The organism is Photobacterium marinum (genome assembly GCF_000331515.1).
GTDB lineage: Bacteria > Pseudomonadota > Gammaproteobacteria > Enterobacterales > Vibrionaceae > Photobacterium > Photobacterium marinum.
Window position 1 is genome coordinate 76,492 of the sequence record NZ_AMZO01000016.1, and the last position, 23,419, is coordinate 99,910.

Consider the following 23,419-nt stretch of genomic DNA (forward strand, 5'->3'; position numbering starts at 1 on the left):
ATAAACAACCTATGACCTCACACAGATTGAGCAATATTATTCTTGCTTAATGGTACTTGTTTGAATTAGAAACATTTGATGTTAATCAAGCAGGTGCGACTTTGTTTTCTGGTGATAATGGAGCAGGCAAAACAACCATCTTTGATGCTATACAGTTTACGCTCATGGGAGGAGACCAACGGCTCACTCGCTATAATGCAGCAGCAGACGGTAGGACTTCAGAGCGTACAGCCCGAAGTTATGCGCTTGGTGAGTTTCAAGATAATGACTCAACTAGTTTGCTGCGTGATAATGCCAACTCCTACATTTTCCTCAATTTTTATGATGAGTTAAAGCGTCCATACAGTTTTGGTCTCACCTTCTATGCCTCTAAGCAATCCCCTAGTGTTGAGAAAATACGCGGCCATATAATAAAAGGTTATCATGTAACTGAGTCTGATCTTCTGTCCGATGAAGGCAACTTTTTACCTTGGGTTGATTTCGTGGAACATATGAAGCGCACAGCCAAGGGACTAAATGGAGCGATGAGTTATGAAACGGTTGATGGGGCCCGTATTATTCGAGAAAAAATTGCAGAGTTAATGTCTCGCAATCAAACAAGAACAGGGAAGATAGAGTCCAACTTATTGGTCAAAACACTATCGAGCGCACTGCAACTGAAAATGGACAGCCCTATTGACGTGTTCATTCGCGACTTTATTTTACCTCCGATGCCTATTGAGACTGAGCAACTGCGTGAGGATCTTATTGCTCATCAACGTATTGAAGAAGAAATAGAGCGAGCAGAGAGTCATAAAAGTGAAAGGGAAGCTCTTTTGAAGGAGTGCGAAAATATCTCCAACTTTCGTGTTGCTACCCATCATGCTAAGTGGGTGTCTCAAGAGGCCGAAATATCACGACTTAACCAAGAATGTGATGTAAATGAAGATGAAAAAGAAAAACAGTGTCGACGTTTAAAGCATGCAAAAAGTACGCTTGAACTGCAATCACCGCGCTTACCAAAACTTCAAGCAGATTATGATGATGCTGTAATAGCATGGAATAACTCGGATTCTGCTAGTTTGAATAGAACGGTATCTCATGCGAGTCGAACAGTTGAAGAGTATAAGAATCAACTCCACTCAAATTTGGAGTCCATACAAGCTATAACTCGCAATATTCGGTCATTCCAATTTCCCGATACACTTAATCTACAAAGTTTTGAGTTATTTGCGCAGCAGTGGGGAAGTTGTTTAAATGCGATTGAACGGTCTGGAATACACCAATTATCAATATCTGCACCAGGTGATATTGTATCTGTTGCAGATAAACTCAATGAGTCCCAATCACTTATATCTTCTATAGGTAATTTAGTAGAAGTTGCTGATAAAGATGTAAGTAAGCTGGTGATGGATTTAAGAGTACGAGGTGAATCTACTCAGAAGCGCCTTGACCGTTTATGTCAAGGGTTATCGGATATTAATCAAGCAACAGCTATCACGATTCACTTGTTGCAAGGTGCAGGAATTTCGGCAACTCCTGTATGTGATGTTTGCGAAATTAGTGATAAAGCTTGGCAGCAAGCTATTGAATCATACTTAGGTACGAACAGAGAAGCTCTATTGGTATCGCCAGATGACTTTGAACAAGTTCTTGAGCTATATGAAATTGCACAGCAACATGATGGACGAATTAAACGTGCTCGAATTATTAACCCCGATCACGCATTAAAGCAAAGTAGAAGTCCTTCAGCTGGTATGGTGTCGTCCTTGGTTGAGACCTCCGACCCTGTGGCTCGCGGTTTTATGAATATTGTGCTTAACCGTACTCGAATTGCAAAAACACTCAGTGATTTACGAAGGGAGACGAAGGCCCTGATGGCTTCTGGTCTTGCTACTGGTGGTGGTACCGTGGGGGGGACCTCCAATATTAGTGGCCTTATGATAGGTAAGAGTGCCAAATTGGATCAGCAGAAACTATTAGAGATCGAGATACAGGAGGTGACTAAACTTCTTGTTAGTGCTAAAGATCCGGCAGTGTCGCTAAGTAAGCTCAACCAGCAATGGGCAAAACTTTCCTCAGAGTTATCACAAAGACTAATAGATGCTCAAAATATTAGCTCACAATACCTACACGCATTGAATTCGCTTAAACAAGCTCAAGAGCAGTTAAAACCTCTCTCATCTGAAGATATGCAGCTAGAGTTAGCAAAGAAGCAAGCAGAACTAGAATTAAGCAATTGTAACGTATTGATTATACAGGCTAATTCTGATGTTGAGAGTATATCGCCAGCATTGGAGAAGTTGGATGAAGTCATCGGGTTATTGTCAACTAAGCGGGAGGAGGCAGAGCAGCATCGAACCCAAATGGAACAGTCTGCCTTGCATGATGATACAAAAGCAGACCAATTTTGGCAGAAATACGAAGAAAAATTCGATGATGGAATCAACGCCTACTCTCTAATTCGTATTGAAGCGGAAAAAGAAGCTCAAAAGCTTCATGAGAAAGAAATACGTGCACGGGGTGTATTGCGAGAAAAAATTATTGCCTTCACTAACTACTACTCTGAGGACATTGCCAATAGACAGGAGTTGCTGGAGGCGGCAAGGCAAGATAACAATAACGTTGAAGCCTACTTGTTTATTGAGGCAGATTGTCGTGATTGGATAGAACGTATTTTGTCAGTTAAGCTTTTGCAACACCGCCAAGCTGCTCAGGCAGCAGCAGAACAGATGGAGCAAAATTTTAGAGGTATTATTGTTGGAGAGTTGCAGAGTCGGTTTGAGCAGATGAAATTCACTTTTAATCAGCTCAACAATTTACTGAAAAAAATCCCATTCCACGACAATATTTATAGCTTTCACTACAGCGTCGTAGAATCAAAAAGCTTAAAAGAAGTATATGACTACATCACCACAGCAGATCGTGAAGAAACAGAGCTCGTAGGGACTATGTTTGATTTACCTTCTGAGCATGAAGCCATTGGGTTGTTAAAGAGTGCGCTTATCAATGGGGATGATCTTATTAACGAGATAAAAGATTATCGAAACTTCTTTACTTATGACATGAAAATGAAAAATAAAGAAACAGGAGAGGAAAATCGCATAAGTAAGATGCAAGGTACGGGTTCAGGTGGTGAGCAACAAACTCCAGCGTATATAGCGCTGGCTGCTAGCTTTATGAATGTCTACAAAATAGGTAGTGAATCAGGGCAAGGGGCATCAATAGTTTTACTTGATGAGGCATTCAATAATATGGATGCTGGCAATGCTAGCGCCGCTGTAGCATTTCTCAAAGAGATCGGTTTACAGCTATTAATTGCAGCTCCCCCAGAGGTTACGTTAAAGATAGGCAAAGAGATGGATCAGATTTATACAATTTGTCGTGAAGGAAGAGATGTCGCCATCGATCATACTAAGATTTATGAACGTGGTCAGGAGTTCATTGATCAAAGTAATCCAGCATATCACCCTGAATTGATTAGTGAGAGAGTTGCTGAACTGAAAACAAAGGCTACATCTGATGTTTGAGATGAGCCAAAACCTCAAGAGGTTTCTGACACAATTAAGTAAGAAGATTGACCTTTCGGGAGAGGTCAAATCTGGGGTCACTATACGTATAACCGATCATGCCTATAAGTGGTACTTTGCTCTAAGCGATACTACCAAAGATGCGTTACATCGAGAGATGGAGAATCTTGGGTTTGTTCGCCTCTGTTATCGCAAAAAGGTGATGCTTGGAGCATTTAAACATATTGAATCCATTCATGTGGTTGATGGTGGCGTTTTGCTTGATAGTTTAGGTATTACACCGAGAACGAAGCTTATAGGTGATTTGAGCGCTCAACTTGAAAATGTATCTTTCCAGGTATCATGGTGGGAAGAAACGCGTGACAACGTTATTATTGCATGGTCGCAGAGCAAAACTTTCCATGGTATCAGGCCTGCGCAAATCGAACTGATTTTGGACGCTATGAAGTTGGTAGAGCTCATTTCATCATCATCGCTTTCTGCGTCTCTACCAGATATGCGAACCCTGAGTGTTAACCTCTATTACGACTCAAAGCGGTTGGAGAATAAAACGCTTGTTAATCTTGTTTATAAGTTGATGTCGCCGCATTTAGATCCTGACGTTGCTGAGATGATTGAAACTGGGGAAGAGTTGCTAGAGCACTTTGGTATTTGTAAGTACCCAGTCCCGATGCGTTTTAAAGCCAAAGGAACATTGATCTGCCAAGGCAGAATTGATTTATCAGCTTTGCAATACGGTATTGGTGTTTCACCGGATGAGGTTTTGGGAGTTGAGTGGGCACAGGATGTACCTTATGTTCTTTTTATTGAAAATAGAACCAGCTTTGAACGATATGTCCGAGAAGTTGATGATGATGGGCTTGTCATTTATACCGCAGGATTCCCTCCTAGCGCATGGATGAGAGCCATTAACCTTCTGGTGAAGAATCTTATAAACCATGTGCCAGTATATCATTGGGGAGATCGTGATGTCGGAGGATATAGGATCTTAGCGTTTTTAGCCAAGTGGCTTAATGCTGACATCACCCCATATTTGATGGGGCTTGAATTGGAGTTAGATATCGAATTTGATGAAGCCAACACTACAAGACCTGTCTCTGAACTTATTCTCGCTTTGGAGTCTGCGAGAGGTTACCCATCGATATCAGTACTTTATGATCAGCTTGTAGCATTGAATCAAAGAGAACTGATTTGGATAGAGCAAGAGAAAATCTCCCCTAGGAGTCCAGTTCCTCCATCCTGATAATGTCAATTTGTAGCTGTTCACTTTTATGGTCTGAGAGCTGTAGTGGAATGGAAGTAGCCCATGGGCAAGTCTGTTTCTTTTGATGTAGGTTCACTTCAAGCAGAAGGAAGACCAAAAAATAGACAAACTTCAGTTTGTCTATTTTTTATTACTTTGTCTAAGTTTTAAATACTCGGAGACACTCTGTTAATCCTCAACATAGTTCTCGATGCTAGGGCAGGAGCAAACTAGGTTACGGTCACCGAATACATTATCGACACGGTTGACGGTTGGCCAGTATTTAGCGTCTTTCGTTTGGTCTGACGGGAAGCAACCCTGTTCGCGACTGTAGCTGCGGTTCCATTCTGCTTCCATCAGATCTGCCTGAGTGTGCGGGGCATTGACCAGAGGGTTATCTTTCAGATCCCACTCTCCGTTTTCGACACGGGCTATTTCGTGGCGGATGGCAATCATTGCATTACAGAAGCGATCCAGTTCGGCCAGATCTTCTGATTCCGTCGGTTCAATCATTAAGGTTCCGGCGACCGGGAACGACATAGTTGGCGCATGGAAACCATAGTCCATCAGGCGTTTGGCAATATCTTCTTCAGAAATACCTGAAGCATCCTTGAGCGGTCGGATATCGATAATACACTCGTGAGCGATACGTCCATGTGTGCCGCGGTATAACACTGGGTAGTGCGGACGCAGACGCTCCATAACGTAGTTAGCGTTAAGAATAGCCAGCTTGGTTGCTTCTGTTAGACCTTCTTCACCCATCATCGCAATGTAAGCATACGAAATCGGCAGGATGGAAGCGGACCCTAAGTTAGCAGCTGATACTGCGTACTGAGGCTGATCGCTTTCGGTGTTTTCAACATGACCCGGCAGGAACGGAGCCAGGTGAGATTTCACGCCAATCGGCCCCATGCCCGGACCGCCACCACCATGCGGGATACAGAAGGTTTTGTGCAGGTTCAGGTGTGAAACGTCAGAGCCGATGAAACCCGGGCTGGTTAAACCGACCTGTGCGTTCATGTTGGCACCGTCGAGGTAAACCTGACCGCCTGCTTCATGCACCAGTTCACAAACTTCCTGAACGGCTTCTTCATAGACGCCGTGTGTCGACGGGTAGGTGATCATGATGCACGACAGGTTGTCGCGGTGTTTTTCAATCTTGGCTTTCAGATCGTCAATATCAATGTTGCCCTGATCGTCACAACCAACAACCACAACTTTCATTGAAACCATCGCGGCTGAGGCCGGGTTGGTACCGTGGGCTGAGCTTGGGATCAGGCAGATATTACGATGCGAATCACCGTGGGCTTCATGATAGCGCTGAATTGCAATTAGTCCGGCATATTCCCCCTGAGCACCGGAGTTTGGCTGTAGCGACATGGCATCGTAGCCGGTGATAGTGCACAGCATTTCAGAAAGTTTGTCCGCCATTTCGACATAACCTTTTGCTTGTTCGATAGGCGCGAACGGGTGGAGGGCCCCGAATTCCGGCCAGGTGACAGGGATCATCTCAGCGGCGGCATTCAGCTTCATGGTACAGCTGCCCAGTGGGATCATGCCGTGGGTCAGTGAGTAGTCTTTGTTTTCCAGTTTCTTCATATAACGCATCATCTGCGTTTCGCTGTGGTACTGGTTAAACACCGGATGAGTGAGGTATTCGCTGGTGCGTCGGCAGTTTTCAGGAATAGCTGCAAACTCATCACTGGCGATATCAGTGGTAAACATTGATGATTGTAGGTTGTTGTCGCTGAACAGACCAAGCAGTGCTTCAACATCCTCGACTTTGGTCGTTTCATCCAGGCTGATACCCAGACGTTCGCCAAGGTCACCTGAAGCTGGATATTTACGCAGGTTAATACCAGCATTCAATGCCTTTATGTAGAAATCGGCAGTTTTCTTGCCGGTATTTAGCGTCAGAGTGTCGAAGAAGCTGTCATTTGTTAGTTCAATGCCGGAGGCCCGAAGTCCGGCCGCCAGAATCGCGGTTAAGTGGTGAACGCGACGGCCGATTTTACGTAATCCTTCAGGACCGTGGTATAAGGCATAGAAAGCTGCCATGTTAGCCAGTAATGCCTGTGCGGTACAGATATTAGACGTCGCTTTTTCCCGGCGGATATGCTGTTCACGGGTTTGCATCGCCATGCGAAGAGCCTGGTTATCTTTGGCATCTTTTGATACGCCGATAACACGGCCCGGCATGGTGCGCTTGTGTTTGTCTTTGGTTGCCATAAATCCGGCGTGAGGACCACCGAAGCCCATTGGCACACCGAAACGTTGGGCGCTGCCGATCACAACATCTGCGCCCATTCCTCCCGGTGATTTCAGCAGGGTAAGGGCTAGCAAATCGGAAGCAACGGCCACAAGGGTCTTTTTGCTGTGAGCTTGCTCGATGATGTCAGTCAGGTCATGGATATTACCTGTGGTACCAGGGTACTGTACCAGAGCACCGAATACATCGTGGTTATCGAGTTCGTCGATAGAGCCGCTGATAATTTCAATGCCAATGTATCCGGCTCGGGTGCGGACGACATCGATGGTTTGCGGGTGCAGCTCATCAGAAACAAAAAAGGCTTTGCTCTTGTTTTTGCTTGCGCGCTGGCACAGGGTCATGGCTTCGGCGGCAGCAGTGGCTTCATCAAGCAATGAGGCATTAGCCAGCTCCATGCCAGTCATATCCATAATCATCTGCTGGTAATTAAGCAGGGATTCCAGGCGGCCCTGTGAGATCTCTGGCTGGTAAGGGGTGTAGGCGGTGTACCAGCCCGGGTTTTCAAGAACGTTACGCAGAATAACGTTTGGGGTGTAAGTGTTGTAGTAACCCTGACCGATGTAGCTGCGGTTGATGGTGTTCTTAGCGGCCATTGCTTTTAAGGCTGCCAGCATGTCCGCTTCGCTTTGTGGCTGGTCAAGCTTCATTGGTTCCGGCAGGCAAATTGCTGCAGGAACAGTTTCTTCAATCAACTGGTCAACGCTTGCAACGCCGATAGTATCTAGCATGATTTTTTGTTGTGCTGAATCCGGGCCATTATGACGACCTGCAAATTCCTTATCGTCACTTAATGCATTTAGAAGAGTCATGTCGGTCATGGTTCTATCCTGAACTGTTACTACCTGTTACCTGTGAGCATCAGGTAAATAAAGAGAATTCTTCGATAACAACGTAAAACGGCTTTTAAGCGCAGATTTGTGTGCTTAAAAGCCGAAGTTCATTAGTCTTCTTCGAGGGTCGCCAGGTATTTCTCGCCGTCGATTAGCTTTTCAAGTTCTTCAATATCTGCAATCTTGATTTTAGCAATCCAGCCGCCTTCGTATGGTTCTTCGTTTACAAGCTCCGGGCTGTCTTCCAAATCTTCGTTAACTTCAACGATTTCACCGGTAACAGGGGAGTAGATATCAGACGCTGCTTTTACCGACTCAACCAGAGAGAAGGTTTCGCCGGCTTCTGTTGAATCACCGACTTCAGGAAGGTCTACGAAGACAACATCACCAAGCAGGCCCTGAGCATGATCCGAAATCCCCATGGTGATAGTGCCATCACCGTTGTCGCGTACCCACTCGTGACTTTCAGTGAACTTCAATGTATTTTCCATTTCTAACTCCTTGCGCAGTGTTTTCGCTGATATTGATTGTTTTTCTTTTTAAGCCGGTTGTCTCTGCTTATGTTTATAGGTATGAAACATTGGTTTTGCCTTTATTTAAAGCCGCCGACGGGCTTCCGTGTCAGCGGCGGTGAAGGCTTGTTGATTTAGTGATAAAGCGGGAAGCGGCCACAAAGTTTCTGTACCTGCTGCTTAACACGCTTTTCAACCTCACTGTTGTTTTCCGGATTGGCTGCCAGTCCGTCGAGGACATCACCAATCCATTCACCGATTTGTCTGAATTCTTCTGCACCGAAACCACGGCTGGTGCCAGCCGGTGTTCCGAGGCGAATACCTGATGTCACCATTGGTTTTTCAGGATCGAATGGGATGCCGTTCTTGTTGCAGGTAATGCCTGCACGTTCCAGAGCTTCTTCAACCTGATTACCCTTCAGGCCCTTAGGGCGAAGATCGACTAGCATCAGGTGTGTGTCTGTACCACCGGTTACAATGTCGCATCCTCGAGCTTGCAGGACTTCGGCCAGCACTTTCGCATTGTTGATCACGTTTTTAATATAGAGCTTGAATTCCGGTTCCAGCGCCTCGCCAAGGGCAACTGCTTTACCGGCGATAACGTGCATCAGTGGTCCGCCTTGCAGACCGGGGAATACCGCTGAATTAATCTTTTTATTAATGTCTTCATGGTTAGTCAGGATCATGCCGCCACGTGGTCCGCGCAAGGTTTTGTGTGTTGTAGTTGTGACAACATGGGCATGAGGAATCGGGCTAGGGTGTTCGCCTGCGGCGATCAGTCCGGCGATATGAGCCATATCGACCATCAGGAAAGCGCCGACTTCATCGGCAATGGCGCGGAATTTAGCAAAATCAATTTTGCGTGGAATGGCAGAGCCACCAGCAATGATCATTTTGGGCTGACTTTCGAGAGCCAGTTCACGAACGTTATCGTAGTTGATTTCACAGGTATCTTTATCCACCCCGTACTGGACGGCATTGAACCATTTACCGGAAAGGGCAGGACGGGCACCGTGAGTCAGGTGGCCTCCGGCATCGAGCGACATGCCGAGAATGGTGTCGCCCGGCTGAAGCAGGGCAAGCATAACCGCGCCGTTTGCCTGGGCGCCGGAGTGTGGCTGAACATTGACATATTCACACTGGAAAAGCTGTTTGGCTCGGGCGATGGCGATCTTTTCTACCTCATCGACATGCTCACAGCCGCCATAGTAACGACGACCGGCATAGCCTTCGGCGTATTTGTTTGTCAGGCAGGTTCCCTGAGCTTGCATAACCGCTTTAGATACGATGTTTTCGGAAGCAATTAGTTCGATTTGCTGATTTTGGCGGTTGAGCTCTGCCATGATGCCAGCGTTGACTGCTCCGTCGATCTGAGCAAGATCGGTTGAAAAAAACATCTCAAGGTCATGGTTTTGGTATGAAGCTTTCATTTCACGTTATCCTCAGTCGCGCCCCGGGAGGGGGATTTCCTTTTTCCAGCGTGATGCGCTTTTGTTGTTATGCTTGTTATAAATGATGCTTTCAGCAGTTTTAGCACAGGGCATATGTGCACTTCGATGCTTTGTACTAACAACTGCGTAACATACCTTTCTATTGATAGCCGATCAGCGTCGAATTTCCAATAGTGGATCCTTGTCTATTTTAATCGCGATGATTTTAAGCAAACGTTTGCGTTGTGTCATGGGGTTTTCTGCTGATTGATCTGTTTTTTGTTCAAATTGTCGGGCGGATCATGTGTTGATATTGAGTTAAAATTGTAAATAAGCCCCTGTGGGGTATGGTCTCGAAGGGGATTTGTTCGTGTTACTGAGGAAGAAGAAAAAGAGGAATAAGACATTTGTTTTCCTGTTTAAATCGGATTAAATCTTGTTCACGGATTACGCAGTTTCCTTTTGGAAACTTTGTTTTAAATATGACGTATGGGTCATACTTTTTGATTCGTATGACTTTTGAGTTTCTTATCGGCTATGCCAGAATGAAGGGATTGATGTATCAGGGAGAGGTGTAATGAGCGACGAACATCAAGTTGATATCTACCCGTCTATGACAGTTGAAAGAGAGCGTGAAGCCGAAAAAGCTGAAAAAATAGAGCCTTTGCAACTCGGTAAGCGTCTGAAAGAAATTCGCGTAGCTCACGGCTTGACCTTGGAAGAAGCCAGTAAACGTACCGGCTTGGCCCGTTCCACACTATCAAAAATCGAAAATGAGCAAATCTCACCGACGTTTCAGGCAATGCAGAAACTTGCTGGTGGGTTAGAGATTGATATTCCTCAACTGTTTGCTCCGCCAAAACAAATCCGCGCGACTGGTCGACGGGACATTACCCGCATTGATGAAGGTAAACCGCATCCGACGACTACCTACGAACATGAGTTGCTGGCAACGCAACTGACCAATAAGAAAATGATGCCGTTCAAGTCACGGGTACGTGCCCGCCGATTTGAAGATTACTCTGATTGGATCCGCCATGACGGCGAGGAGTTCCTGTTGGTACTTTTCGGTGAAATCATTTTCTATTCTGAGTTTTATGAACCAGTAAACCTTAAAGAAGGGGACTCGGTTTACTACGATGCCACCATGGGCCATATGCTGGTTTCTGTCAGCAATGAAGATGCCCATATTCTTTGGGTTACTGCATCATAGAATCAGCTGGCAATGCTTTGCTGTTGAGGGCAAGTTATTCTTTCGTCGGTTTAATCATGGGTACAAATTTCCTTTTTACTAAAATTATGTGAAGTCACGCAGTTTGCTCACAAAGAAACTTTGTTTACTATAAGAAACTGCTTTTAACATGGCTGCAACATTAAATGGAAACTGTGCCGCATGCCTGCGGTTGATGGAGTAATACGTATGTCTCAAGAACTACTGGTAACACCCCTGCACGCACTTCACATTGAAATGGGTGCAAAGATGGTTCCTTTTGCCGGCTATGATATGCCCGTTCAATACGCATTGGGTGTGCGTAAGGAACACATCCATTGTCGTGAGGCTGCCGGCCTGTTTGATGTATCCCATATGGGTCAGCTTCGTCTTCACGGTGAGAGCGCAGCAAAAGCATTAGAAGCGCTGGTGCCGGTAGATATTATCGATTTGCCCGCTGGTAAGCAGCGTTATGCCTTCTTTACTAATGAGCAGGGCGGCATTCTTGATGATTTGATGGTGACTAACTTCGGAGAACACCTGTTTGTTGTGGTTAACGCAGCCTGTAAAGAGCAAGATATTGCACATATCAAAGCCCACCTACCGCAGGATGTAGAGCTGGAGCTTATTGAAGATCGCGCACTGCTTGCGTTGCAGGGGCCGAAAGCAGCTGAAGTGCTGGCTCGCCTGAATCCGGCTGTCAGTGACATGGTGTTTATGGATGCCGGTAAGTATGAATTGCTGGGCGTTGAATGCTTTGTTAGCCGTTCCGGCTATACCGGTGAAGATGGGTATGAGATTTCCGTGCCGGCAGGTAAGGCTGATACCCTGGCTCGTGAGTTGCTCGGTCAGGAAGAGGTTGAATGGATTGGCCTTGGTGCCCGAGATTCACTGCGCCTTGAATGTGGTTTGTGCCTGTACGGGCATGATATTGATACAACTACAACACCGGTTGAAGCCAGCCTGCTTTGGGGAATCAGCAAGCCACGCCGCGCTGACGGTGAGCGTGCAGGAGGTTTCCCTGGTGCGGAAATTATTCTTGAGCAGATCAAAACTAAAGATGTGGCACGAAAACGTGTCGGCCTTGTAGGCCAGTCTAAAGCTCCAGTCCGTGAAGGCAGTAAACTGTTCGATGCTGATGATAATGAAATCGGTGTTGTGACCAGTGGTACGTTTGGGCCGACTAAAGGCGTGCCTGTCGCGATGGCATATGTTAAAACAGATCTTGCTCAGTTGGGAACAGAAATTTTTGCTGAAGTGCGTGGTAAGAAGCTGCCAATGACAGTCGAAAAAATGCCGTTTGTTCCTCAGAATTACTATCGCGGTTAATTGTTTTAAAACTAAGAAAAACACGCTGTATGAGGGAGTCTGTTGGCTCCCTTTTCTTTATTTCTCATTATTTAACTGGCAGAGCTTTGTGTCATCAACTTCACTTAAAGAAGTCAAAAACAGCGGTATGAAGGTTGTGAGTAATGATGAAGGTGAAGCTACTCCTTGCAGGAGCAGGGTTGATGGTGATGGCATCGGCGCATTCGGACACACTGTTAATGTCATATGAAGAATACATGGATCGTTGTTTGAGCACTTACGGAGAAGACAGAGTGACAGAAAGTGTCTGCGAAGCCCAGTTCCGGACAATGGAGAAAAAAGAGCAGGAGTTGATGGCGCAGGCTGATGTGACGGAAAGCAGTTCAGGACGAGCACTGATACCGGAAGGCAATAATGAAGACAGTCAGCTTGAGTAAAAAGATTATGTTTTTGAATGGCTGATTAGCTGCTGACTGCTGAGTCCAGCTCTGCAGATAGCATGGTGCTGAAAACTTCACAAGGTAGGCGTTCGTGAGACCGTGACTCCTGTTGCTTGCCAATTAATGAAAACAGTTTTTGTTCAGCGTCTTTTTTGGCTGTTAGCCTCTGTTCGGTATTGAAGTAACTCAACAGAGGAGAGTGGAGGTCTTTGTCTATTCTTTGTAAATGATAATAGCAATGGTTAATCTCAAGACTTAGTTCAAGTATTGCCTTCGCATGTTTTTTATCTGTAATCGTTAAATTATTATTGTGGATATCTAACAAAAGCTTCCAGTGTTTTGCTGATAATAATCCCATTGCGACATATTCCGGGTGTTGATAATTCGACAAAAGCATTGCCTCGTAGTCATCTCTGAATTGATTGTTATTTTTATCTTCACCATAAATATCGTTGATGTCTGAATTAAATAGTGCCGGAAGTTGAATGGTGCTGACTTTTGACTTTGCCAGCAACCTGAGAGCGCTGTACTCATTGAATGGTAATAAAATGTCATTTATTTCAATTGAATAGCTGTAGCTGCTGATAGTAATGACAGCAGAGATAAATAAATTTTTCAGTGAATCCATTAATATATTTAGATCATAAGTGAAATATGACGCTCAATTAATCAGTCGGGCATCGAATTTATCAAGCTATTTAAAGCTGTATTGGGAATTACGGCGTGGTTATCTATGAAACTGAGGTTTAAGTACTTTTAATCATTAGAAATGAATCAGAATGTTTGTAATGAATTTACATGTTTTTTTTGTTGTTCAGCCTGGATTTAGCCATTACAGGTAAGATACAAAATGTAGTGTGGCTGAAGTGCTTAAAAGTACTTTTAATCGCCATTTTTTCAATGGTTGGATAGTTTATGTTTGAGAAGATGTTTGAAGTGCTGTTAGCCATTGCGGCGATTTTAATAGCTGTGGGGCTGTATACAGCTGCGGTATCGTAATTTCATTCGAAAGTTGAGTGGTAGAGTTACAATAAAAAAGCACCCGAAGGTGCTCTTTTTGTATGTGGGTGAACGAGCCAACCTTAGAGCTTTCTGGGGTGAGTGTGCAGTTGAGTATGTCTTAGGGTTTACGATAGAGTAGATGCGTTGAGTTATATATCAGGGTTGAACGATGGCGGGCAATACAACTACAGAACAAAGTCATGATTTAAAGGTGTGCAGAGATGAAGTGCTTGCAGTCCTCATGGTGCGAGGCGGGCAATACCACCTGCGTAAAACTGCCAATTATGACATCTGCTTTGTAGGGTTGGATGCTTATGACAAGTTTAAAGATCGTTTTAAAAAGCCAATCGTCGTCGTAACGGAAAGCCCCCATATTGAAGAGTTCATTGTTCATGGTGTTCGCGATATTTTGACTGGTGAGCATGTATACGCAAGACCGGTTAATGGTGCAACAGGGCGGAATATCCGGGACTATCTTGCGGGATTGTTATTCAGAGAACAGATTTCATTAGAAGATGGAAACTATCCGGTTATTGTTATCAATGCCTTGCATGAGCAATGTTCACTCGGGGTGAAAGATACATGTGTACACCGTACGAAAAATTTCTTGCGTTTGTGGGCTGACAGGAAAGTCTTTTTGGAGCAACGGTTAAGCGCGATAGAGCCTTTGCTTGTTATTAATGCCTGTACTGTAGGTGATTTTTACACCGAAAATGGTTCAAGCGCATACAGCAGCGGTAACCGTAATACCTTCGAACAACACTTTATTGACGTGGTGCAACAGCAAACCGGCCTTTCAATAGCGGAAAGCAGTCAGAATATCACAGAGCCGTGTATCGGTGCGTCGGGTTCAATTGATTTAGCTGGCCTGACTATGTTTGTGATTGAAAAGGTATACGACGGGAGAACACTGATTGCTAAAACCACTCATCCGGCAGCATGGTCACGAAAGCAGCCTTCATTTCAGAAACGGCGAAACAGGGTAGTATTGTTTACCCGGCAATCATAGAGGTAATTAGGTGTTTGCGCTTAATTTGTATTAGTTTGCCAACATCGGATATGTTTTCCTATCCCTAACTTTTATCGAAATAGCAATAAATAGCTTGTTTACTGGGAAATGCCTCTCAATTTTCTAGTCAAATTAATTTTACATAATCGCTACCAGTGCATAAGCCCCATGCAATAAAATATGTGCTGCGTATTGTATTTCTTTTTTGCCTGAACATTAATTAATGTTCCAGATCAAAGTTACCGCTTTATTTCTCCCGTCAGTAAATACTTATCCCCCGTTCGGGTGATGAAGCCCGAGTAAGTAAATCCTATAACCATCGTAAAAGTATTAATCATTTATTCCTTAAGGTATCTGTGCAGTATGACGGAATAGGGTTGAAATGCCTTCTTGTATTAAGTGAAGGTTAAGTATTTATCTATCTGACGCCGTTACCTTGAGGTTCTTTAATCGTAGAAGAGATACAAGGAACGGTATTATGAAACGGCATCCTCTCGCAACGGCAGTAGGGCTGGGTACCTTACTACTGATGACAGCCTGTGATGATGATAGCTCGAATAACTCGCAGGCCAGTCCAGAACCTAAGGCGTCAATGAGTGTAACCGCGATTGACGGATATTTGAGAAAAGCGGATGTATGGCTTGATGTAACACCAAACTACGTGCAGGACAGTAATGAGCCTGCTGGTGTTACTGGTGAAGGCGGTAAAGTTGAACTGGATGTTACCGGCATCGCTTCTCCGGAAAGTTATCCGATTATAGTGAAAGCTAAAGCCGGTGTGACTGTCGATGAAGATAGCCCGGATAAGCCTATTTCCGGCGGTTTTGTAATGTCAGCACCGGCCGGTGAAACTGATGTTACGCCACTTTCCACTCTTGTTCATATCAAAATGAAAACCGCCAATCAGTCCAAAGAGCTGGCTTCAAAAGAGCTGGCTGATGAGCTGGGTATAGAAAGTGATGAGGTATTGGGTGATTTTACCCAAAATAAAGCGGTAGCGAATAAAGCATCTGCGATGGTCAAAGCAGAGTTGTTGCCGAAAACCCTCGATGAAATGGAGGACAATGCTAAGGGTGAAGCTACGGATGTGCTTGATAGTTTCGATGCATCTAAGGCTGTGATCAAAGATCTTCAGGAGGAAGAAACCATTATCGTTGATGGTTCTGTTTACTCAAAAGCAACCGATGACGACGATGACGACGATGACGGGGTAAAAGATCAGGATGATGTGTTCCCGAATAATGCTCAGGAGTGGCGGGATACTGACGGCGACGGCTATGGTGATGAAGTTGCTGATAAGTTCCCGAATGATCAAACCGAATGGGCTGATAAGGACGGGGATAATCATGGTGATAACGAAGATGATCTGTTCCCGGACAACAGTGAGGAATGGGCAGACGCTGATGGCGATGGTTACGGTGATAACTTAGCTGATAAGTTCCCGGAAGATAAAACGGAGTGGGCAGATAAGGATGGGGACCTGCATGGTGATAATCATAACGACAAGTTCCCTGATGATGTCAATGAATGGGCCGATGCTGATGAAGACGGTTATGGCGACAACTTAGCCGATAAGTTCCCGGAAGATAAGACAGAATGGGCTGACGGTGATGAGGATGGTTATGGCGATAACCATGTTGACAAATTCCCCGGAAACAGTGACGAATGGGCCGATGCTGACGGCGATGGTTACGGTGACAACCTGGCGGATCAGTTCCCTGATGACGCAGAAAAGTCAGCGGCTGATGTAACAACATCAAAGCAGTTTTCTGGCCCCGTGATGGTTCAGTTACTGAATGATGTCCGTGAGTTAAAAACAGACACAAGCACAGTTGTAGAAACGCTAAATAACGGCGATATCCGCACCACACAAACTGTCACTTATCAGATTGCAGACGGCAATCAATATTTCGGTAAAGAAGTATCGGTTGATGTCTTACATTCATCCGGTGAGTTCTATCGTCAAACTTCATGGGATTTTGATTATAACCAGGATGGAAACGCTCAATACAAAGGTAAGTCACTGGATCGTGGTAACCGCACCGAGACAGGTGAAACCCTCTGGCGTTATATCGATGAAGATAATGCTAAGGCTGAAGGTGGTGATAACGGACCAAATCCGCGTGAATTTAACAACATCAACCTGTTAGCACAAATTGATGCTAAAAACCTGACTGGTATTGATGTTATTCAGTACGTCATTGAAACCAAAGCCACACAAGTTAACTCTGAAACTCTGGATACAACCGACACAGTAACTACTGTCGTTGAACAGTATCCAATTTCCGAGTTCGATTTTGATGCAGAAAGTCATACGGCTGATTACAGTTGCCGTATCGTCAATACGCTAGTTAATCATGTTCAAAATCAGTTTGAAGAGAGTCGTGACTGGCAGGCTGATGGAACAACGAATGCCAGCTTCCGTTTAACTATTGGCGAAGCCGGGGCTTATACTTTTGCTTATCAGCGTCCGATTTGGCCTAATCCTCATGGTGTTGATTTCGAAGAATATGCTCACTTTAACTATGTGCAAGGCAAGCATGATGTTTTAGGCCCTTACTGGTATGAAGTGAACCGGGAAGTGACTCTGGTTGATGGGCTGAAGATGGTGAGTCAGTCTGGTCAGCGTTATCTATTAGATCAGGTAGATAATCGTCATGTGAAATTGACTGATGAAACCAATCCCAATGGTGTGATATTCAACCAGTATCATCTACAGAAGAAAGATGTGAGTGTTACAGAGAACACTGAAAGTGTTGAGTGGTCGCATTTCGCTTTAGCCGATTCTTACTTTAATCAGCCAAGTGAAAACTTCACCGCGGTAACAGATGATATCGGGCAAGATTATAAGATCTATCAGCAGTTGGATAACGGCATGTGGCTGGGCCATCGCTTTGCCGAGTGGGGTAGCCAGAATGTTGGGGACCTTGCCGGTAAAGTCGAAAGCCTGAGGCAGAATGGTCACGACTTATCGCAGATCACTACGATTGAATTACCGGGATTGAGCAGTTATGACAGTAAGTTGCTGACCTCATCGTTCCGCATTGATGAAGCACAGCAGCCTGTCACATGGCACCTCATTACAAATCATGCAGCCTTTACCGGTAATGATGATGGTAGCTATCAGCTGATAGACATCACATTGGTTGATAATGGCATCAAGCAGGGATGGCTGGCTAGTGATGACGGAGCCGGTACTCTGATAATTGCTATACCGACAACGGATGAGCCTTGGAACTGGTATGACGCATATTCACGCATGGTGATTGGTATCAATACAGTCAGTACTACTCCTGCATTGAGCTGGACCAGTTGGGTCGGGGAATTCTATCTAAATCAGGAACAGGCCAACCTTCGTGCGAAAGAGCTCGGTATTGGCGTGAAAGAGTATACCGTCTGTACAGATGGTGACTCTCAGTGGGATGAGGTTAATGATGTGCCAGTTGGCAACCCGAGTTATGACGACTTCCTGACAACTGCTACACAATGTGAATTTGAAGCAACCAGTCAGTCTGTTATTGGTGGAGCTGAGTATTATCGCCTGAACAGCCGCGGTGAGTTGCGTCATTGGGTATTTAATGAAAACGGAACCGGTACGTATTATCGCAATGGTTATCCGGATGGTGACTTTACGTGGACGATAAATTCAGACGGTATTGTTGTGGTTGATTTCGGTAATGGTGATCTGGATTACTTTGCCTATGTGAGTAGTGATGATTCGCGTATCAGCTTCAAGACATACAGTGTTTGGACGGAAAACGAACAAGTGCTTAAAGATATCTCATCGTCAGGGTTTACTTACCAGCGTCCGGAGGATTACACCGTGCGTAGCTGTGATGTTAAGCAGTCTGACGCAACAGTAGAGGACTTTAACGCAGCTGTAGAGCAATGTGGTGATCATCATGTCATTACCGGCGAAGATACGGCTGAAATCGCTGACACCATGTTTGTCCGCGTCCGTGCTGATGGTGATACGCGTGCGTATAAGTTTAACGCAGACAACTCGTTGAGTTACTTCCGTGCCGGTGAAAACCGTGTCAGTTCAACACGTACATGGGCATTAACATCCGAAGGTTACCTGAAGTTGTGGGACAGCACTAACCCGGATGAATACATGTTGTTGGCAAACTTATTGTTCTCAGACGAACAAAGCAGCTTTGTTACTTATGATGTCTATCAGGAAGATGGCGCATGGGTACGAGATATCTGGAGTTTCGTATTCCGTGAATATGAGGAACCGATAACTGAATGCCAGACAGGGAATACACCATGGGACGAAGCTAACGATCAGCCGTCAGCGTACAAACGCATTGCAGACTTCTATGACGCTGTCAGTCAGTGTCAGGTTAAGACAGACGATAAGTTGCTGCAATTTACAGAAGATATGCTGGTGGGCTCTCAGAACAAAACTTCTACCTGGTCTTTGATGTTCCTGCAATCAAATGAAGGTGAAACACCGAGCTATGTTGAAGATGAGCAACTGCGTTTCAATCCGGATCATACCGGGGCATTTATTGATGCCGAAGATGGTGAGTTCGCCTTCAACTGGCAAATTAATGAAGGGCACCTGATCCTGAACATGACTCATTCTGAATATGTAGGCTCAACAGAAACTATGTCGATTGTTGAGACTGACGGTGAATATTTCTCAGTGAAGTCATTCTGGATTGATACATCCGGTGAGTGGGATAATCCAGCTCCGCAGGAAGGTGAGGGAGAAATACTGAGCCTTATCTTTAAGCAAATAAGTAAACAATAATAGCCGTTCTTTTGATGTAGTTATCCCCCTGACGACTGGCGTGTTGTCAGGGGGATTTTTTTATCCGATTAGCGCTTATGTATAACACCTATCGGACTGTACTTGTTTCTGAGCTACTTGCTGTTCATCGTTTTAAGCTTATCACCCACTGGTTTGGAGAAGTTATAACCGTCATGCTGATCCCAGTTTATCGACCATGTCATGACGCCTCCGAAGTTTGGATACAGCTTAGTTGGAACAACCGTGCCACAGCTAGTGCCGACCGCCAGGCAATCCAGGGCATTAATGATATTCTGGATTGGTGCCTGGCCTGAGTTCGCTGAACTTGGACCTGATGGTAGACCAATGGCTACCTGATCATCCCTCAATGGCTGGAACATGGTGCCGTTAGCCAGTTTAAAGCCTTCAACCAACATTTTCGCAGAAGCCACCATCATATCGACAGAACCTTCAGGAGCAGCTCCCGGCATGTAAGGGTTTGCAAGCCCGCCGTTGTTATATAGCTGGACATGAAGCAGATCTAGCGTGTCTCTCAGTTCATCAATAAGCGGGATGTAAGCGCCCCAAATTCCAGAGTAAGCGATCATACCGCCCTGAACATAAGGATGTTCCGGGGCCATAGTCAGGTACATATTTCCGCCGGTGTTGGCTTCAATCTTCTTCAGTGCGCGAGGCAGACGAGCCTGAATTTGAGTGCCGTGAAGCAGGTTAGAACCGCTTTCCAGATCAATATCGAGGCCGTCAAATCCCCATTCCTTGATGATATCAGTCAGGCTGGATACAAAATTAGCTTCATCCGCATCAGTGTTGAGGGTGATAGTGCCTTCGGCCCCGCCCAGTGACAAAACAATTTTCTTGCCTTGTGCCTGAAGTGCACGGATATCCTGCTTGAACTGAGCAGGATCCAACGCCGGACAGGAACTGTAGATATCACCGGAATACAGGTTGAAGTGAACGGTTCCGTTGCTGTTACGATCGTTTTCTGCAAAAGCGATATCAATAACATCCCATGCCGGAGAAATGTCATGTAAGTTCATTGGACAGCCAGCACCATTAACAAAGTTGTGCCAGTAACCAATCAGTTGATGTTTGGTATTTGAAGGCAAATGCTCTGTAACTTTGACCGATGCTGAGGATGAAATTGCGGTATTACCCTTAGTATCTGTCGCCATGGCGGTGACGGTGTAACTGCCCGGTGAGCCTGCAGTCCAGTTAACGCTGTATGGAGCGGTGTTATCAGTCGCAACAATGCTGCCGTTAACAAGAAAGTCTACTTTTTGAATTGCATTTGTGAGTGAGGATGCCGTTGCAGCCAAAGTGAACGGTTTACCAAGGGTGGCCGTTGTACCGCTGGCTGGTGATGTCAGGCTGGTAGCTAACGTTTGATCACTTAAGCTAACTAGCACGGATGCTTCACCCTTGTTGCCTTCGTTATCTGTCGCAACAGCTTTCAATGCTATGTCGCCTGTGCCGTTGGCTAACCAATTGGCAGAGTATGGTGCTGTTGTATCTGTTCCAAGGGCTGAGTTACCGGCAAAGAACTGAACCTGAGCGATTGAGCCGTCGCTGTCTGCGGCGTTGGCTTCTATTTTGACATCACTTCCGGCAAGGAGGTGGCTGTTGGCTGTCGGAGCTGTAATTTTGACTTCAGGCACAATGGCACAAACACCAAGGTCACTCCAGGCTTCGGTCCAATGTTGCCCTTGTCCCGGTTCGTAGGCCCAGGCTGCTTTGGAGGAACACCAGCCAGCAATATTACATCGGTATTTATGGTTATGGTTTTGAACTATATCTCCGGCGTTATAGGCACTGCCTGCTTTGTATACAGGCATTCCGGCGCAGCCAGTGCCCGATGTTTGTTCTGCAACTGTAACGGAGATCGCTTCGCTGATTGTTGAAGCCTCTTCATTATCGGTAGCTTTAACCACAAATTTATTTGTACCTTCCGTTACTTGCCAGTTTAACTCGAAAGGTGTCTCAGTGTCGGATTCAATAAGTTTATCATCAAGATAAAAATCGACTTTGCTGACAGCGCCATCTAGATCAGAGGTTTTTGCCAAAATCAGAACTTTTTGCCCAGAACTTAACTGAGACTCCTGTACTGGAGTAACAAGGCTGACAGTTGGTGGCTGGTTTCCAGTTGCTCTTACAACAGAAATAGTGGCAGAATCTGTGCTTGTACTACCCTGATTGTCGGTAACCTTTGTTGTTACTTTATGGGTTCCGTTCTCAGCTCTCCACTTAAGGGAAAAGGGCTCAGAAGTCAGCGTTCCCACGATTTTATCATCAATCAAGAACGTCACATTTTCTATCGAGCCATCAATATCGTTGGTATGTGCCGAAAGGATAATAGTATTGGAGTCAACGAATTGAGTGTTATTTAGAGGAGAGGTAAGAGTTACTTTGGGAGGTATATTCCCGATATTATTATCGCAGTTGCTTATTTCTTTCCATTTTTGCGATTGTTCGAGTTGAGAGCAGTCTATGTCATGAGCTTGTCCGACAGCACTGAAACTCAGCATCAGTGCGCAGGTTATTAATGATTTTTGCATAAAATGTCCTTATCAAAATTCATTATTACATTAATGGGGAGGCTTTCTTTAATAGATTCCTACAATTCAGTTAGTTACTTATTTGGAGCCTGATAATTTTAAGTGGTGGGAACATTAATGAGAGCGTTTTCGAAATTCTTGTTTAAACCCTTCGGCGACAATCACAAGGACCTGGTAATACACGAAAACCGGATTGGATTTTTGCGAGTGAAATAAAGCATATGATGAGAGGGCTTTCTGAAATTAAGTTGCGAAGTAGAAGTTAAGTAGAAGTCTGTGTGAGCCTTTATTTAAAAGGCATTTATCGGATTATCAAAAGTTATTTGATAATGATTCAATGATTAGATGGTTTGTAGTCGTGCTATCGCCTTCTATTATTATTCCAACGTAATTTGAAATGAATCCGTAAGAAGGTAGGGGATACTGAATGACAAAATTGACGATTGTTGCAAATATTATCGCTAAGGCTGACAAGGCAGAATTGGTTAAAACAGAACTTGAAAAACTGATAGATATCACTCGTGCTGAGGAGGGATGCCTGCAGTATGATTTGCATCAAGACAATGAAAACCGAGCGCACTTTTTGTTTTATGAGAACTGGGAATCTCGAGAGTTATGGCAAGCCCATATGAACGCACAGCATTTGAAGGACTATATGGCGGCAACAGAAGGTGCGGTTGATTCATTTGTTGTGAATGAGATGACAATAATTGGTTAGAGAAATTTCCATTGATCGCTTAAAGAAAACGCCACCAGCAAAAACTGGTGGCGTTTGCTATTAAAAGTGCCTGTTAGGCAGATTCAATTATGCAGAGCTGCTGTGAACGTAATGCTTAGTGTAAGTTCTTCTTCGGTCCATAGCGCACAAGATCTTTTCCGTTCTCGTAAACATCCTGAGATACCCAACGGCCAAGAATCAGTTGATGCTTATCATCCAGCACTGCAACAAAAGGGCGGCCATCGGCATTGCTGGTTGCCATCGCAACACCTGCAACGTTTGTCAGTCCCAGCGCACCACTTTCAACAGCCAGCAGGAAAGCTTCCAGTTCATCAAGGCTATCAATTACTTTGTCATCAAAATTCATATGTTTTTCACTTCTTGTTACTGCAACCCACCTGTTTATTACAGCACAAAGCATTATCACATGTTGGATAAAGGTGGGTGTCTTAAGTATATAAAATCGCAGTTATTACCGTGGACATCATGCCCTTAGGGTAATGAATCTGGGTACTTTACAGCTGATACAAGATGATTGGAACCGTGAGTGATTTGACTGCTCTAAAAGAGCACAAATTCTTTAATCTTCTCATCCGTGATGATGGCCTCAGAATGAAATAGTGCGGAT

The 23,419-nt window shown here is 44.9% G+C and carries 14 protein-coding genes; 8 read left to right on the plus strand and 6 right to left on the minus strand.

Annotation, left to right across the window (positions count from 1 at the left end):
* Window positions 1-56: 56 nt before the first annotated feature.
* A complete protein-coding gene (locus C942_RS10505) occupies window positions 57-3,509 on the plus strand; it encodes an SbcC/MukB-like Walker B domain-containing protein (protein ID WP_157372609.1) in 3,453 nt (1,150 codons plus the stop codon).
* On the plus strand, window positions 3,502-4,752 hold the full coding sequence (locus C942_RS10510; protein ID WP_007465484.1) for a Wadjet anti-phage system protein JetD domain-containing protein: 1,251 nt from the start codon (window positions 3,502-3,504) through the stop codon (window positions 4,750-4,752). The genes C942_RS10505 and C942_RS10510 overlap by 8 nt, the downstream gene beginning before the upstream one ends.
* A gap of 189 nt (window positions 4,753-4,941) precedes the next feature.
* Here C942_RS10510 and gcvP read toward each other — a convergent pair whose 3' ends face one another.
* From gcvP to C942_RS10525, 3 genes are all read right to left on the minus strand, one after another.
* Window positions 4,942-7,839 (minus strand): aminomethyl-transferring glycine dehydrogenase, encoded by a 2,898-nt coding sequence (gene gcvP / locus C942_RS10515; RefSeq protein ID WP_007465486.1) that lies wholly within the window; start codon window positions 7,837-7,839, stop codon window positions 4,942-4,944.
* Between the two features lie 122 nt (window positions 7,840-7,961).
* The gene (gene gcvH / locus C942_RS10520; protein ID WP_007465488.1) at window positions 7,962-8,342 is read right to left on the minus strand and encodes a glycine cleavage system protein GcvH; all 381 of its coding nucleotides are present in this window, start codon (window positions 8,340-8,342) and stop codon (window positions 7,962-7,964) included.
* 155 nt (window positions 8,343-8,497) lie between these two features.
* The gene (locus C942_RS10525; RefSeq protein ID WP_007465490.1) at window positions 8,498-9,793 is read right to left on the minus strand and encodes a serine hydroxymethyltransferase; all 1,296 of its coding nucleotides are present in this window, start codon (window positions 9,791-9,793) and stop codon (window positions 8,498-8,500) included.
* Between the two features lie 577 nt (window positions 9,794-10,370).
* Here C942_RS10525 and C942_RS10530 point away from each other — a divergent pair.
* The 3 genes from C942_RS10530 to C942_RS10540 all read left to right on the plus strand — a co-directional run bounded on the left by C942_RS10530 (window position 10,371) and on the right by C942_RS10540 (window position 12,748).
* On the plus strand, window positions 10,371-11,006 hold the full coding sequence (locus tag C942_RS10530; protein ID WP_007465492.1) for a helix-turn-helix domain-containing protein: 636 nt from the start codon (window positions 10,371-10,373) through the stop codon (window positions 11,004-11,006).
* Window positions 11,007-11,213: 207 nt separating this feature from the next.
* Window positions 11,214-12,332, plus strand: coding sequence for a glycine cleavage system aminomethyltransferase GcvT (gene gcvT / locus C942_RS10535; protein ID WP_036799615.1), 1,119 nt, complete (start codon window positions 11,214-11,216; stop codon window positions 12,330-12,332).
* Window positions 12,333-12,475: 143 nt separating this feature from the next.
* A complete protein-coding gene (locus C942_RS10540) occupies window positions 12,476-12,748 on the plus strand; it encodes a hypothetical protein (protein WP_232428165.1) in 273 nt (90 codons plus the stop codon).
* Window positions 12,749-12,773: 25 nt separating this feature from the next.
* Here C942_RS10540 and C942_RS10545 read toward each other — a convergent pair whose 3' ends face one another.
* On the minus strand, window positions 12,774-13,379 hold the full coding sequence (locus C942_RS10545; RefSeq protein WP_007465501.1) for a hypothetical protein: 606 nt from the start codon (window positions 13,377-13,379) through the stop codon (window positions 12,774-12,776).
* 543 nt (window positions 13,380-13,922) lie between these two features.
* Here C942_RS10545 and C942_RS10550 point away from each other — a divergent pair.
* Both C942_RS10550 and C942_RS24370 read left to right on the plus strand, forming a co-directional pair.
* Window positions 13,923-14,762, plus strand: coding sequence for a hypothetical protein (locus C942_RS10550; protein WP_007465505.1), 840 nt, complete (start codon window positions 13,923-13,925; stop codon window positions 14,760-14,762).
* 478 nt (window positions 14,763-15,240) lie between these two features.
* Window positions 15,241-19,521, plus strand: a complete 4,281-nt coding sequence (locus C942_RS24370) for a hypothetical protein (RefSeq protein ID WP_007465507.1) — start codon at window positions 15,241-15,243, stop codon at window positions 19,519-19,521.
* A 113-nt stretch (window positions 19,522-19,634) separates the two neighbouring features.
* On the opposite strand, the gene C942_RS10560 is transcribed toward C942_RS24370, so the two are convergent.
* Window positions 19,635-22,073, minus strand: coding sequence for an Ig-like domain-containing protein (locus tag C942_RS10560; protein WP_007465509.1), 2,439 nt, complete (start codon window positions 22,071-22,073; stop codon window positions 19,635-19,637).
* 427 nt (window positions 22,074-22,500) lie between these two features.
* Between C942_RS10560 and C942_RS10565 the strand changes: the two genes are divergently transcribed.
* Complete coding sequence (locus tag C942_RS10565; protein WP_007465511.1) at window positions 22,501-22,791, plus strand: putative quinol monooxygenase; 291 nt, start codon at window positions 22,501-22,503, stop codon at window positions 22,789-22,791.
* 115 nt (window positions 22,792-22,906) lie between these two features.
* Here the strand turns inward: C942_RS10565 and C942_RS10570 are convergent, their stop codons facing one another.
* Window positions 22,907-23,158, minus strand: a complete 252-nt coding sequence (locus C942_RS10570; protein ID WP_007465514.1) for a hypothetical protein — start codon at window positions 23,156-23,158, stop codon at window positions 22,907-22,909.
* Between the last annotated feature and the right edge of the window lie 261 nt (window positions 23,159-23,419).